Source organism: Christiangramia aestuarii (assembly GCF_009735585.1).
Taxonomy (GTDB): Bacteria; Bacteroidota; Bacteroidia; order Flavobacteriales; family Flavobacteriaceae; genus Christiangramia; species Christiangramia aestuarii.
This window is the reverse complement of sequence record NZ_VJVW01000004.1, coordinates 51,498-65,853: the sequence shown is the minus strand read 5'-3', so window position 1 is coordinate 65,853 and position 14,356 is coordinate 51,498. Positions and strand designations below refer to the sequence as shown.

11 protein-coding genes are annotated in these 14,356 nt (G+C 42.6%); 9 read left to right on the top strand and 2 right to left on the bottom strand.

The features are described from left to right. The first annotated feature begins 17 nt into the window (after positions 1–17). The 5 genes from FLP08_RS10705 to FLP08_RS10685 all read left to right on the top strand — a co-directional run bounded on the left by FLP08_RS10705 (position 18) and on the right by FLP08_RS10685 (position 5,648). Positions 18–1,388 carry a hypothetical protein gene (locus tag FLP08_RS10705; protein ID WP_156276741.1) on the top strand — a complete coding sequence of 457 codons (1,371 nt, stop codon included), beginning with the start codon at positions 18–20 and terminating at the stop codon, positions 1,386–1,388. Next, the gene (lptC, locus tag FLP08_RS10700; protein WP_156276740.1) at positions 1,388–1,957 is read left to right on the top strand and encodes an LPS export ABC transporter periplasmic protein LptC; all 570 of its coding nucleotides are present in this window, start codon (positions 1,388–1,390) and stop codon (positions 1,955–1,957) included. Before FLP08_RS10705 ends, lptC begins: the two co-directional genes overlap by 1 nt. Further along, positions 1,950–2,141, top strand: coding sequence for a hypothetical protein (locus FLP08_RS10695; protein WP_156276739.1), 192 nt, complete (start codon positions 1,950–1,952; stop codon positions 2,139–2,141). The genes lptC and FLP08_RS10695 overlap by 8 nt, the downstream gene beginning before the upstream one ends. A gap of 5 nt (positions 2,142–2,146) precedes the next feature. Then, the gene (locus tag FLP08_RS10690; RefSeq protein ID WP_156276738.1) at positions 2,147–3,433 is read left to right on the top strand and encodes a hemolysin family protein; all 1,287 of its coding nucleotides are present in this window, start codon (positions 2,147–2,149) and stop codon (positions 3,431–3,433) included. Positions 3,434–3,527: 94 nt separating this feature from the next. Continuing rightward, complete coding sequence (locus tag FLP08_RS10685) at positions 3,528–5,648, top strand: peptidylprolyl isomerase (RefSeq protein ID WP_156276737.1); 2,121 nt, start codon at positions 3,528–3,530, stop codon at positions 5,646–5,648. Positions 5,649–5,700: 52 nt separating this feature from the next. Here FLP08_RS10685 and FLP08_RS10680 read toward each other — a convergent pair whose 3' ends face one another. Then, entirely contained in the window at positions 5,701–6,624 is a 924-nt protein-coding gene (locus FLP08_RS10680; RefSeq protein WP_156276736.1) for a GYDIA family GHMP kinase, read from the bottom strand. Then, a complete protein-coding gene (locus FLP08_RS10675) occupies positions 6,624–7,940 on the bottom strand; it encodes a hydroxymethylglutaryl-CoA reductase, degradative (RefSeq protein ID WP_156276735.1) in 1,317 nt (438 codons plus the stop codon). Before FLP08_RS10675 ends, FLP08_RS10680 begins: the two co-directional genes overlap by 1 nt. A gap of 184 nt (positions 7,941–8,124) precedes the next feature. On the opposite strand from FLP08_RS10675, the gene FLP08_RS10670 reads away from it, so the two are divergent. The 4 genes from FLP08_RS10670 (at position 8,125) to FLP08_RS10655 (ending at position 14,354) form a co-directional block, all read left to right on the top strand. Then, the gene (locus FLP08_RS10670) at positions 8,125–10,341 is read left to right on the top strand and encodes a S9 family peptidase (protein WP_156276734.1); all 2,217 of its coding nucleotides are present in this window, start codon (positions 8,125–8,127) and stop codon (positions 10,339–10,341) included. Between the two features lie 19 nt (positions 10,342–10,360). After that, on the top strand, positions 10,361–11,926 hold the full coding sequence (locus FLP08_RS10665) for a peptide MFS transporter (protein WP_156276733.1): 1,566 nt from the start codon (positions 10,361–10,363) through the stop codon (positions 11,924–11,926). A gap of 10 nt (positions 11,927–11,936) precedes the next feature. Continuing rightward, positions 11,937–13,724, top strand: a complete 1,788-nt coding sequence (locus FLP08_RS10660; protein WP_156276732.1) for a peptide MFS transporter — start codon at positions 11,937–11,939, stop codon at positions 13,722–13,724. An 87-nt stretch (positions 13,725–13,811) separates the two neighbouring features. Next, positions 13,812–14,354 (top strand): thioredoxin family protein, encoded by a 543-nt coding sequence (locus tag FLP08_RS10655; protein WP_156276731.1) that lies wholly within the window; start codon positions 13,812–13,814, stop codon positions 14,352–14,354. Positions 14,355–14,356: the final 2 nt, after the last annotated feature.

Here is a 14,356-nt window from a genome sequence, read left to right as displayed (position 1 = left end):
ACACAATAAACAAGAAAATGAAAAAGAGATTTCTAGCACTATTAACAATTGCGTTAGGTATAGGGTCTGTAAGCGCACAATCTGGAGATTGTACCACTAAGGCTGCGTTAGCCTATGACGATGCAAAAGCAAAGAATTATGATTCTGCTTATCCTGCCTTACAGGATGTAAGAAAAGAATGTCCTAAATATAGTCTTGCTACTTACCAGTATCTGGAAAGAGCATTAGAGTATAAGATCGATAAGGCAGAGCAGGGAGATAAAAAAGAATTAGTTGAAGAATTGATCAGCGTTTGGGAACAAAGACTTGAGCTTTATCCAAATAAAACCTCAAAAGGTAAGATCTATTCAGATATAGCTCTTCTAAAGTTCGATAACAAAATCGGAGATAAAGACGAGCAATATAAAGCTTTCGATAAGGCTTATACTGAAGATAAAGATAATTTTAAGAGTCCTAAAGGTCTTTACGCATATTTTGACCTGATGGTTGAAATGCAGGACGAAGGAGAGAGAACTCTTCAGGATGTTTTCGATAACTACGATAGGGTGTTCACCAAGATCGAAGAAGAAGAGAACGAAGCTGCAGAGAACCTGGCTCCACTTTTACAGAAGCAGGAAGAAGGTGAGCAACTTACCGCTAAAGAGCAGAAGCAAATCAAGTATGCTGAGATCAACCTTGCTAACTATAGCAAAGTGAAGGAAGCTATTAACGCGAAGCTTGGTGCTAGAGCAGATTGTGATAACCTGATCCCTCTTTATAGTAAAGATTTTGAAGCTAAGAAAGCCGATGTGAGCTGGTTGAAGAATGCCAACGCAAGACTTTCTGCTAAAGACTGTACAGATGATCCATTGTTCATCAAAGTTTCTGAAGCACTTCATAAATTAGAGCCTTCTGCGAAATCTGCATATTCTCTGGGTCAGTTGGCTGAAGCTGAAGGAAACAGTGCAAAAGCTCTTGAATACTATAATGAAGCTGCTGAACTTGAGACTAACAAGTCAGACCAGGCTAAGATCTACTATAGAATTGCGAACAACTACCAGGATAAAGGTAGCTTTGGTCAGGCAAGAAGCTTTTACAGAAAAGCTCTTCAGGCTAAGCCATCTTTAGGTAGTGCTTATTTACAGATCGCTAACATGTATGCGAAAAGTGCGAACAACTGTGGTGAAGATGCATTCAGCAAAAGAGCAGTTTATTGGTTAGCTGCTGAATATGCTTCTAAAGCTGCAAGAGTAGACCCATCGATCGCTAGTAACGCAAACCAGGCTGCTGCCGCTTATAAAGGTAGAGCTCCGCAAAAATCAGATGTATTCCAGTCTAGTAAAAATGCTGGAGACCCAATCTCGATTGGATGCTGGATCGGTGAGACCGTTCGTATCCCGAGCCTATAATGAATCTCACATATAGCAATATAATTTCAGGCATTGTCACGCTAATCGGCGTGACAATGCTTTTTTCATGCGAAGGTAATCTGCAGGAAGTAAGAGCCTTTAGCTTAGAGGAAGATGCCCCTCAGGCCATTGCCGAAGGCATCAACTTAAAATTTACAGATTCCGGCAGGCTGGTGGCGACACTTAAAAGCCCTAAAATGCTGGATTATACCAATAAGTCTTTTCCTTATCGCGAATTTCCGGAAGGGGTAGAGGTAGAGTTCTTCGACGAAAAGAACCAGAAGAACACGGTTAATGCCGATTACGGGATCGTATATGAACAGACCAAATTGATAGATCTTCAGGGGAATGTGGTCATTATCACTGCAGACAGCACCATCCTTGAAGCCAGCCAGCTGTTCTGGGATCAGGATAGAAGCTGGATTTTTACCGATAAACCAAATACAATTAGATTTCCCGACGGTTCTTACACAGATGATCTTGGTTTTGATTCTAATCAGGATTTCAGTAATTTTCGTTCTAGAACCAATACTGGTATACAAATTATAGAAGAAGACAAGGATGAATAGATTTTTTAGGTACTTTGAATATGCTTACCTGGCCTTTGCCGCATTCTTTTTGTTTGAAGCGATAAGAATATGGGATACCGAAAGGAATCGTTCTTATTTATTCCTTTTCTTTGTTTGTATAGCCATCTTTATGTTCTTCTTCAAAAGACGCTTCAGGCGTAAATATGAAGACCGTAACAAATAGCCTGAATGGAGGTTGATATACTTATTATAATTTGCTCTCTTCTGCTTTCTGCATTTTTCTCAGGGATGGAGATCGCTTATGTTTCTTCTAACAAGATTTTCATCGAGATTGAAAAGAGGCAGAACGATTTCCTGGCCAAGGTTTTGAAAAGGCTTACCAGGAAACCCTCAAAGTTCATCGCCACAATGTTGGTGGGTAACAATATCGCCCTGGTAGTATATGGTTTTTTCATGGGCGACCTCTTAATGGCCTGGCTGGGTGGGATAGAATCCCAGAGCGGATTTGTGAATTACCTGATCAACGACCTTAGCCTGCTTACCCAAACGGTGATCTCTACACTTATAATATTACTTACGGCAGAATTTCTTCCAAAGGTATTTTTTCAGATCTATGCCAACAGTATGCTGAAGCTTTTCGCAGTACCGGCGTATATCTTTTATATCGTATTCAGCTTTGTTTCCACTTTTGTAATCTGGATCTCAGATATCATCCTTAAACGATTCTTTAAGACCGAAGGCGACGAGGTGCAGCTGGCATTCAGCAAGGTGGAACTGGGTAATTTCATAAGTGAGCAGATGGAAACTGTAGAGGAGCATGAGGATGTGGACAGTGAGATACAGATCTTCCAGAACGCGCTTTCCTTTTCAGATATTAAAGCCAGGGAAGTGATGATCCCAAGGACCGAGATCATTGCGGTAGACCAGAGACAGGCGCCAGATGATCTTGTGGAAACCTTTACAGAAACGGGACTGTCCAAGATCCTTATCTATAATGAGACCATAGATGATATTATTGGTTATGTACATTCATTTGAACTGTTTAAAAGGCCCATATCAATAAAATCCATATTACTGCCGGTAATTTTTGTCCCTGAAACCATGTGGATCAAGGATGTGCTGAATATCCTTATAAAAAAACGAAAAAGTATCGCCGTGGTGATAGATGAGTACGGGGGTACCAGCGGGATGATGACCGTAGAGGATATCGTAGAGGAGCTTTTTGGAGAGATCGAAGACGAGCATGACTCGGCGGTGATGATCGAGGAGAAGCTGGACGAGGGGCATTTCAGGTTCTCGGCAAGGCTGGAGGTAGATTATCTTAACGAGAACTATAAAGTTGATATTCCGGTAGGTGAAAATTACGAGACCCTGAGTGGATTCATCGTGAACCATACCGAAGAAATTCCTCAGCAGGGCGAGGTTATCAAAATCGAGGATTTTGAGTTGAAAATCCTTGAAACTTCCAATACCAAAATCGAATTGGTAGAGCTAAAAATAAATCCTGAAGACTAAAATTTTAAAGTTAAGATTTTGCTAATTTTAAATTTTATTATTAGCCTAAAAACCTTATTTTCGCCCCCTATATTTTGATAAATTATACATTCAAATGGCAGTATTAAATAAAATCAGACAAAGGTCTGTTTTCTTGATCATTATTATCGCATTGGCCTTATTTTCATTCGTACTGGCCGATGTTATTAGGAACGGAGGGCTTAGCTCGCAAAATTCACAGAACGTAATTGCTACCGTGAACGGTAAGGAAATTGCCAGGGAAGACTTCGCCCGTGAGGTAGAGGCTTTTGAAAGAAACATGGGTAGAAACGTGAGTACTACTCAGGCTGTGAACCGTATCTGGGATCAGAAACTAAGAGAAGTGATCCTGGAAGAGCAGGTTGAAGAGCTGGGAATTAGAGCCGGTGAAGGACAGGTGACCAACCTAGTGCGTTCGCAAATGTCTAACAACCCAAACTTCACCAACGAAGCTGGAATGTTCGACGAGAACAGGTTGAGAGAATATGTTGCGAACCTTAAGGAGACCTCTCCGCAGGCTTACGAGCAGTGGCAACAGTTCACTTCTAACCTGGCTAAAACTGCCAAGCTTAATAACTACTACAACATGGTTAGCGCCGGGGTAGGAGCTACACTTTTAGAGGGTGAGCAGGCTTACAGGCTTCAGAACGATAATATCAACATGAAGTTCGTGCAGATCCCTTATTCTTCGATCCCAGATTCTGAGGTTGAAGTGACAAAATCTGATATTAAGAGCTACCTTAAGGAGCACCCGTCTCGTTTTGAGACCGAAGCTTCAAGAAGTATCCAGTACGTGATCTTCGAAGAGAACGCTTCTTCTGAAGACAAGTCTGAAGCTAAGGAAACCATCGCTTCTTTAAGAGGTGAGCGTGTAGAATACAATGCTGCTGTTGGAGCGAACGATACTTTACCTGGATTTGACAATACTGAAGATTATGCTGATTTCATCAGTAATAATTCTGACCTGCCTTTTGAAAACAGACTCAAATTCAGAAATGATTTTACCGGAGAAAATGCCGAGGCTATCTTTAACCTTAACGAAGGAGAGACTTACGGGCCTTACGAGGAGAATGGATACTGGAAACTTAGCAAGGTGGTAGAGACCAAAACTATTCCAGATTCTGTGAAGGCCAGCCATATCCTGGTAACTTACCAGGGGTCTCAGCTAGGAGCCGGTGTTGAAAGAACCAAGGTAGAGGCTGAAGCGCTTGCAGATAGCATTGCCGGGGTGGTAAGAAACAATAAAGATAAATTTGCTGAAATGGCTTCAGAATTTTCAGCTGATACTTCTAATAAAGAACAGGCCGGAGATCTTGGATACTTTGTTCCTGGAATGATGATCCCTGAATTTGAGAATTTTGTTTTCGATAATTCAACCGGTGATATTGGGGTGGTAGAAACTCCGCTTGGATACCACGTGATCTCTATCGACGATCAAACCGAAGCTGCCAGAGCGGTAAAGGTTGCGACCATTGCCAGGGAGATCGAGGCTTCAGAGAAAACCATGAACGACCTTTTCAATGAAGTGACTAAATTCGAAATTTCTGCTTCTGAAGGTGATTTCGCTGAAGTTGCTAAAAAAGATAATTACGAGGTTCGTACTGTAAAAGACATCAAGGCCCTGGAAGAAAATATTCCTGGTGCCGGTGCACAGCGTAGAGTAGTGCAGTGGGCTTTTGGAGAAGATGCTAAAACAGGAGATGTAAGAAGATTCGATACCAATAATGGATATATCGTAGCTCAGTTAACCGCCAAAAAGGATAAAGGTCTTATGAGCGTTGAGGAAGCTTCTTCGGTAGTTACCCCGATCATCAGAAAAGAGAAGAAAGCCGAGCTAATTAAAGAAAGACTTAAAGGAAATACCTTACAGGAGATTGCGAGCAACCAGGGTGTGAGTGTACAAACTGCAGATGCCGTGAACCTGAGCAGCCCAACTCTTGCCGGAGCTGGAGAAGAGCCAGAAGTAGTTGGAGCGGTATTCTCTATGGAGCCAGGTAACATCAGTGAGCCTATTGCCGGTGAAAAAGGAGTTTATGTTGCAGAACTTGTAAGTAAGTTCGAAGCTCCTGCCATGGATTCTTACCGTGGATATGCGCAGCAGGAAAGTGCTGCTCGTAGAGCACAGGCTGGATCCAGAGTATTCGAAGCTCTTAAGAAAAAAGCTGAAATTGAAGATAACAGATCAAGGTTCTACTAGGATCTTTGATCTATAGATTTAAAAAAGCCTCATCAAATCGATGAGGCTTTTTTTATTTTATAAGTTCTGAATATTCAAATATGGTGTCGTAACCTTGTTTCCGGAAGTATTTCCTTTCCGGTTCACGACCGGTGGCGAGGATGAAATCTCCTCCCCAGCCTCCCAGGCTCTTGATAAGGCCGGTGAATTCTGGAAAAAGTTCCGTTTGTATACGGGGCAGGTTAATTGCTTTAGAGATAAGGGTTTCATGAGCCTTTAAAAGCAGTTTAAATTGTTCCAGGCTTTCTGTTCTGATGATCTGCTCGGTAATACCCGAGAGCTTTTCTACAAGCCCTCGTATATCATTTTTAGGTTGATTCCTGTAATGAGCGATCGCCTCCCGGCTGTTCTGTTTGCGGTTCAGGTAAACAAAGAAAAGCTGGTCCTTAAAGGGTGGATCGAAGTCTGCGGTGAAGCTTGCCGGTCCATTTGGAGTTAGCTGATAGGTGATAGGAAGTTCACTTTGGGCTGCTGCGATATCATAGCCGCTTCCGCCAAAAGTTCGTTCCAGTAATTTGTAGGCATCGATATTCAGCCATTGAGCAATGTTATTAATGAGGGTAGAGGAGGTGCCCAGGCCCCATTTCCTGTTGAAATCCTGCTTTGTTAGGATTTTATATCCCTTCCCTGAAAAAGCCTCAGGATTCGCCTGGTAAGCTTCTTGAAGTATCTCTATAAGTCTCCTGGCGGTTTCTTTATGTAGCGATTCCTGGTTTTTAGAAAGTGGAATAAAATCACCGTTTTCTATCCTGAAGTCCGATTCGAACCAGGTATTCCTATTTTCGTCCAGGCTTTTCCATGATATGAAGTTAGACTGGTTTTCGGAAACTTCAAGTGATTGTCCTTTTTTCGTAGGTAAGGCTAAAGATTTGGCGCCATCAAGAACGGCATATTCTCCCGTTAATAAAATTTTTCCGTTACTCCTGAATTCCTGCATTAAGATCTCATTTTTTCCAGTTGTTCCATCACGCTGCTATGGGTAATGGTATGGTGGGTGAAGAATTCCACCATTTGTTCTTTCTCTTCTGCTGTAGCCTGGTTCTGGTTAAGGATATTCATAAGGTGCATTTTCATATGCCCTTGTTGGATCCCCGTGGTGGTAAGTGAGCGCAGGGCTGCAAAATTCTGCGCTAGTCCAGCTACGGCCGTGATCTCCATTAATTCTTTTGCTGAAGGCCTTTGTAAGATATCCAGCGCTAGTTTTACCAGTGGGTGAAGGCTGGTAAGTCCGCCCACGGTACCCAGTGCCAGTGGTATCTCCATCCAGAACTTAAAGATTCCGTCTTCGATCTCGGCATGGGTTAGGCTGGTGTATTTTCCGTTTCTCGAGGCGTAGGCATGTACGCCTGCTTCCACGGCCCTGAAATCATTTCCTGTAGACAGTACCACGGCATCGATACCGTTCATCACTCCCTTGTTGTGGGTGACCGCACGATAAGGTTCAATTTCAGCAATTCTCACGGCCTGAATGAACTTTCGGGCGAATTCCTCTCCGCTCATTTCCTGGTTTTCGGCCAGGTTTTCCACGGGGCAGGAAACTTCAGCCCTTACGATACATTCGGGAACATAATTGGAAAGTATGCTCATGATCACCTCGAGGTCCTTTTCCTCATCGGTGAAATCTGGATTATTCCTGGCTTCTTCCTGTAGAACTTCGGCGAATTTTTCCAGGCAGGAGTTAATGAAATTAGCTCCCATGGAATCCCGTGTATCGAAATTCACGAATAACTGGTAGTAGTTTTCCAGTTCACTGGTCTTATCAATCAGCTTTATGTCAAGAATGCCGCCACCCCTTTTTTCCATATTCCTGGTGATTGGTTTTACGGCTTCCCTAAGTTTCGGCTCAATATTTGTGAATAGTTGTTCGAGCTTGGAGAAATCTCCCTGGAATAAAAAATGTACCTGGCCTATCTTTTTATGATTAAGCACGGTCGCTTTAAAACCTCCCCTTTCGTTCCAGAATTTCGCGGCCTTGCTGGCTGCGGCAACCACAGAGCTTTCTTCTATAGCCATTGGCAAAACATGGTATTTGCCATTAATTAAAAAATTAGGAGCCAGGCCCAGTGGTAAGTAGAAGTTCGTGACCGTATTCTCAATGAATTCATCGTGCAGCTTCTGCAGGTCTTCGTCGTCATTCCAGTATTGCTTGAGCACGCTGATGGCCGATTGGTTATCACTCAAATAATTCTTGGCCAGCCACTCTATTTTTTCGGGTTTCGTAAGTTTTGAAAATCCGTTTACAGGCTTTGTCATTTTTATGGTATTTCAGGGAGGCAAAGATACAAAGCATATTTTTTAGAGGCCTATAATTTGGTTGAGATGAAATAGCTAAGGCTCTAATTTTCTTAAAAGAATGTTATTATTTGTCAAATAAGCATGCCGGTTTTTTCATTAAATTTTAGTAAACTTGGCCTGCATTAAAAATTCGTGAAATTTTATGAAGTTCCCTACATTACTGGTTGCTTTTATCATAGCAGCATCTTCTGTGCTCTCTGCACAAAAAAAAGAAGTAAGCCTTGAAGAAATCTGGAATGGAACATTCCGCCAAGAAAGGCTTCAATCCCTGCAATCCCTCGATAACGGAAAAGAATATGTGGTTTTGAATTATGACAGGCAGGCTGGAACTACCAGTATCGATGTATATAGTTACAAGACCGGAAAAAAGACCAGGACGCTGGTGAACAGCGCAGACCTGAATGATATCAAAGCCTTCCAGGATTTTAAGTTCAGTGAAGATGAAAGTAAGATCCTACTTTCAACCGAATTGGAACCTATCTTTAGAAGGTCTACCAAAGAGATCTATTACGTATGCGATGTGAATTCTAAATCACTTCAAAAAGTAAGTGACCAGAAGATTCAGGAAGCTTCTTTCTCTCCAGATGCGACCAAAGTAGCATACGTTTTCGAAAACAATATTTACATTCTCGACCTTAAAAGCGGTGACAGAACCCAGGTTACCGAAGATGGAGTGATTAATAGCATCATTAATGGGGTGACCGACTGGGTTTACGAAGAGGAATTCTCTTTCGTAAAAGCCTATGCCTGGAATCCAAGCGGTGAAAAGATCGCCTATTTGAAGTTCGATGAATCTGAAGTGCCTGAGTTTTCCATGGACCTTTTCAAAAAGGACCTTTACCCTAGCCAGGAAGTATTCAAATATCCTAAGGCCGGGGAAGCGAATTCTGAGATAAGCCTTCATATGTATGATGTGAAGTCAAAAACTTCAGAAGAGATCGATCTTGGAGACAAGTATGATGTAGCAGAAGAAGCTGAAAAGGTTAATGAAAATGCGGTTGGTGACTTCTATATCCCTCGTATTAAATGGACCCAGGACCCTATGATCCTGAGCGTACAGGTAATTAACAGGCATCAGAACAATCTTGACCTTATGTTCATAGACGCTGAAAATAACGAAGCTGAACTTATCCTCAACGAACAGGATGAGGCTTATGTAGATATTACAGATAACCTGACCTTTTTAGAGAACAACAGCTTTATCTGGACTTCAGAAAAGGATGGGTATAACCATATCTACCTTTACGACGAAGATGGGGAGCTTCAGAAGCAGATCACCAGTGGTAACTGGGAAGTGACCGATTATTATGGATATGATCCAAAGGCCGATGTGATCTATTACCAGAGCACCGAGAACGGAAGTGTAAACCGTGATGTGTATTCCATCAAACCAAACGGCAAGAACAAAAAGAGACTTACCGACAGAAACGGAATGAACTCTGCTTCTTTTAGCGCAGATTATACTTACTTCATCAATACTTTTACAGATGTAGATACACCAAATGTGTATACCCTGCACAGGTCTAAAGATGGTAAGCAGGTTCGTGAGATCCTTAACAACAAGGCACTTCTGGAGAAGAATGCCGGCTACGATTTCGCACCAAAAGAGCTTACGACCATCAATGTGAATGGAAACGATCTGAATATGTCTATCATCAAACCAACAGATTTTGATGAGACCAAGAAATACCCAATGTTGATGTTTCAATATTCCGGACCTGGATCACAGTCGGTTTCTAATTCTTATTTCAGCAGCAATGACTACTGGCACCAGTTACTGGCCAATAAAGGCTATATAATTGTGACCGTTGATGGTAGGGGAACCGGTTTTAAAGGTGCCGATTTCAAAAAGGTGACCTATAAGGAACTCGGGAAATATGAAGTGGAAGACCAGATCGCAGCGGCAAAACAACTTGGAGAAAGAGCGTATATCGATGCCGACAGGATCGGGATCTGGGGATGGAGCTATGGAGGATTTATGTCATCTAACGCTATCCTGAAAGGTAACGATATATTTTCAGCAGCGATCGCGGTAGCGCCGGTAACCAGCTGGAGATTCTACGATTCGGTATATACTGAAAGATACATGAGAACCCCTCAGGAAAACCCTTCAGGTTACGATGAGAACTCCCCGCTGAACCATGTCGAAAAACTAAAGGGAGATTATCTTATTATTCACGGAGGTGGAGATGATAATGTACATGTTCAGAATACCATGAGAATGGTGGAAGAGCTTATTCAGGCGAACAAGCAGTTCGACTGGGCAATCTATCCAGACAGGAACCACGGTATTTACGGAGGTAACACCAGGTTACATCTTTACACCATGATGACCGATTTTATACTAGAGAAACTATAATTAAAACAATTCGAAATAAATGGCAACTAGAGACGTACGTGTAAAACAAAAAGAGCTTTTCGGGCATCCGGTGGGGCTTTACATTTTATTTTTTACTGAAATGTGGGAGCGTTTTTCCTATTATGGGATGCGCGCAATTTTGGTCCTGTATCTGGTAAGTGCGACTACTGAAGGAAATGCAGGTTTGGGATGGACCCAGGCTGAGGCACTGGCTTTATATGGCTGGTATACCATGCTTGTTTATGTCGCGTCTATTCCCGGGGGCATTCTCGCAGATAAGGTCTTTGGTCAGAAAAAGGCCGTACTCATTGGGGGAATCGTTCTGGTTGCCGGTCACGGTATTCTGGCCGTGGAACAAATGTGGGCCTTCTATACGGGGCTTGCACTTATTATTGCAGGGGTAGGTTTCCTTAAGCCAAATATCTCTACCATGGTAGGTGGACTTTACAAAGAAGGTGATATTAGAAGAGATAAAGGTTTCACCATTTTCTATATCGGGATCAACCTTGGAGCATTCCTGTCGAGTTTGATCGTAGGTTATGTTGGTGAGAACATAGGTTGGCATTATGGTTTTGGTCTTGCCGGGATCGCCATGGCTTTAGGTTTGATTGTTTATCTTCTGGGACAAAAACACCTCAAGAATGTTGGTAACCTCCTTTCAAAGGTTGAAAGAGATGAAGGGGCTTCACTTGGAAATCTTTTCCAGGACCTGTTCAAATCGCCGGTTCAACTTACGGTTTCCATGATCCTGCTAGGAGCTTCCCTGGTAGGGTTCTATTATATGGGAATCGCTTATGGGCTCCTTTTTATCTTCCTTACTCTAGTTATCTCCATGATGATGATGGTTTATAAGGATCTTACTACAAAAGTGATGAAAGACAGATACGTGGTAATGCTGCTATCTTTTATCCTGGTGATCGTATTTTGGGGAGCTTTTGAACAGGCTGGTGGATTAATGAACATCTATGCGCTGGATAATACAGACAGAACCTTACCTTTCTCTTTACCATTAATCGGGAACGAGGTTCCTGCATCCTGGTTCCAGTCATTGAACGCGATGTTCATCATTATTTTTGGTCTGGTAGTAGCAAACTTCTGGGCTCGCAGAAAACTGAAAAATAAAGAAGCCTCTTCCATCTTCAAAATGGCGACTGGGGTTATCATCATGGGTCTTGGTTTCGTATTCATGGTATTTGCAGCCCTACAATTTGAAGCTAATGGAGCATCTGCAATGTACTGGCTGGTACTGGCCTACCTTTTCCATACCATTGGTGAGCTTTGTTCCTCTCCGGTGGCACTTTCATTCATTACAAAGCTTGCGCCGGTAAGATATGCCTCATTAATGATGGGAGTATATTTCGCAGCTACAGGATTAGGTAATAAAGTTGCCGGGATCGTTGGAGAATTCGCTTCAGAAGCCGGGGATATCGCAATTTTCTCAGGTATTACCATCTTTACCGTGGCCTTTGCGACCATTGTTTTGATCATGTTGAAACCGCTAAAACGATTAACTCACGGAGTTGAGGATAACGAAAGAGAGCTTGCCGAGCAGGAGGAGTATGAGTTAGCAGATGTAAAGAACTAATCTTCATCTCATGAGCGCACAAGCATCAACAGACTTCCAGGACGACTTTTTTAAAAGTAAGGTCCTGGGACATCCCGCCGGGCTTTTTGTTCTTTTCTTTACTGAAATGTGGGAACGCTTCTCATTCTACGGAATGAGGGTGTTACTGGTGAATTTCCTTACCATGGCCATTGTTGGAGTAGACAATCCCGGCTGGGGCTGGTCTGCTGAAAATGCTGGGGCCTTGTTCGGAACCTATGCGGGTTTACTATATCTAACCCCGATTTTAGGTGGTCTCATTGCAGATAAGTTCACAGGTTATCGCTGGGCGGTAATCATTGGTGCTGCGATCATGACCCTTGGTCATGCCTCCATGGCCCTTGAAACCGAAATATCTCTTTACTTCGGTCTTGGCCTGCTGGTGGTAGGTACCGGTTTCTTTAAGCCGAATATTACTTCCATTATTTCCGAATTGTACGAGGGTAAACCAGAAAAGAAGGATGGTGCCTATACCATTTTCTATATGGGAGTGAACGCTGGCGCTTTCTTCGGAATGATGCTTTGTGGATACCTGGCCGAGAAGATTGGCTGGAGCTGGGGCTTTGGTCTTGCGGGAATATTCATGCTTTTAGGAACACTTCAGTTCTGGTTGGCCAAACCTCTTTTCGGAAAGATAGGAGGGGTGCCAGATAAGGAACTTGAAGCAAAACATCTGAAGGAAGAAGAGAAGACTGGGGTCGCTCATAAGCCGAATCCTTTTACACTTTTGGATAAGATTCTCGTGGTTGCTTCTGCCGGAATTGGATTTACCTATCTAATCAACGATCCACTATCAAGAATTGCCGATTTTAATTTGTTGCCGGTAGTGATGCCTTTCGATTTTGGAGGGGAGCCGCTTTCCGGACCTATCGGGATGGTGCTTATTGGCCTCGTTCTATTTCTTATCCTGGTAATCTCAAGAATTTCCAGGTATACCAAGATCGTTAGGGATAGACTTATCGCGGTGATCATTTTTGCTATTTTTACGGTTTTCTTCTTTATGGCTTTTGAACAGGGAGCATCTTCTCTTATCATTTTTGCCAGGGATAACGTAGACCGCGTACTTTTGGGCAATTCGGCTACCATATTTAATATTATAAACGCCTTGCTAACCGTGGTGCCTTTGGCGATTATCACCTGGGTTCTTTATTTGCTCTGGAAACAGACTTTCGCGAAGATCCCTGGTTCTAATATTATCCTTGGGATCTGTTTCGCCAGTATCTGGGGGCTGGTCTTCTGGATGCTTTACAGGGAATTTTCTGCAGATGCTACCGAGATCACTGTTTCCTGGTTCAGTATACTTAATTCGTTCTTTATAATCGTTTTTGCCTCTTTCTTTTCGAAGTGGTGGGAAAGTAAATATAACCCTTCAGCAGCCTTTAAATATTGCTTTGGCCTTATCCTCTTAGGTCTTGGCTTCGGATTACTGGCCTGGGGTTCCAGCGGCGTCGTAGATGGTGCGAAAGTGAGCATGATTTGGTTGATACTGGCTTATCTTTTACATACCCTGGGAGAGCTTTGTTTGTCTCCTCTGGGACTTTCTTATGTAAGTAAATTGGTGCCAGCCAGAATGATCGCTTTTATGTTCGGGATGTGGTACCTGGCTATTGCGATTGGGAACAAGCTTGCCGGTTCCTTGGGAGGAATGATCGAGGAAGTTACCCAGCAATATGACCTTTCTACCTTCTTCCTGATCTTTACGATAGTTCCTATCGCGGGAGGTTTACTGGTAGCTCTCCTTAACCCTGTACTAAAAAGACTAATGCACGGAATCAGGTAATTTTTTTAACAGCAATATATATCTGAAAGCGTTCCTAAAACTTTAGGAACGCTTTTTGTTTCCATTGGATTTAGGTAAATTTATGTCATGAAAAAAATATTCCTTTTTACATTCTTGTTAGTTTCTGTTTCGGCTATGACGGCCCAGGAGATCAATTGGATGAGCATGAATGAAGCTTTGGAGGCACAGAAGAAGAAGCCTAAAAAGATCTTTGTAGATGCTTACACCACCTGGTGTGGCCCCTGCAAGCTGTTAGACAAAAATACCTTTGGGAACAAGGATGTGGCAGAATATATCAATAAGCACTTTTACCCGGTAAAATTCAATGCTGAGGGTAATGAGGTGATCAAATTCAAGGATAAGGTCTTCAAGAACCCGGGTTTTGATCCCGAGAAGAAAGGACGTAATTCGGTACACGAATTCGCACGGGCTATGGGCATTTCAGCTTATCCTACCATGGTCTTTTTCGATGAGAATGCCGGCTTTTTAACGCCTGTAAAAGGTTATCTAACTCCGCAGAAGCTGGAGATTTTTTTGAAGATCTTTGCTACAGACGATTATAAAAAAGTGAAAACAGACGAGGAGTGGAAAAAATACCAGGAAGAATTTGAAGGTACCTTTTCCAGCTGATC

Coding starts and splice junctions, on each gene's coding strand:
- FLP08_RS10705 (WP_156276741.1), top strand. CDS start 18: ATGAAAAAGAGATTTCTAGCACTATTAACAATTGCGTTAGGTATAGGG.
- lptC (WP_156276740.1), top strand. CDS start 1,388: ATGAATCTCACATATAGCAATATAATTTCAGGCATTGTCACGCTAATC.
- FLP08_RS10695 (WP_156276739.1), top strand. CDS start 1,950: ATGAATAGATTTTTTAGGTACTTTGAATATGCTTACCTGGCCTTTGCC.
- FLP08_RS10690 (WP_156276738.1), top strand. CDS start 2,147: ATGGAGGTTGATATACTTATTATAATTTGCTCTCTTCTGCTTTCTGCA.
- FLP08_RS10685 (WP_156276737.1), top strand. CDS start 3,528: ATGGCAGTATTAAATAAAATCAGACAAAGGTCTGTTTTCTTGATCATT.
- FLP08_RS10680 (WP_156276736.1), bottom strand. CDS start 6,624: ATGCAGGAATTCAGGAGTAACGGAAAAATTTTATTAACGGGAGAATAT.
- FLP08_RS10675 (WP_156276735.1), bottom strand. CDS start 7,940: ATGACAAAGCCTGTAAACGGATTTTCAAAACTTACGAAACCCGAAAAA.
- FLP08_RS10670 (WP_156276734.1), top strand. CDS start 8,125: ATGAAGTTCCCTACATTACTGGTTGCTTTTATCATAGCAGCATCTTCT.
- FLP08_RS10665 (WP_156276733.1), top strand. CDS start 10,361: ATGGCAACTAGAGACGTACGTGTAAAACAAAAAGAGCTTTTCGGGCAT.
- FLP08_RS10660 (WP_156276732.1), top strand. CDS start 11,937: ATGAGCGCACAAGCATCAACAGACTTCCAGGACGACTTTTTTAAAAGT.
- FLP08_RS10655 (WP_156276731.1), top strand. CDS start 13,812: ATGAAAAAAATATTCCTTTTTACATTCTTGTTAGTTTCTGTTTCGGCT.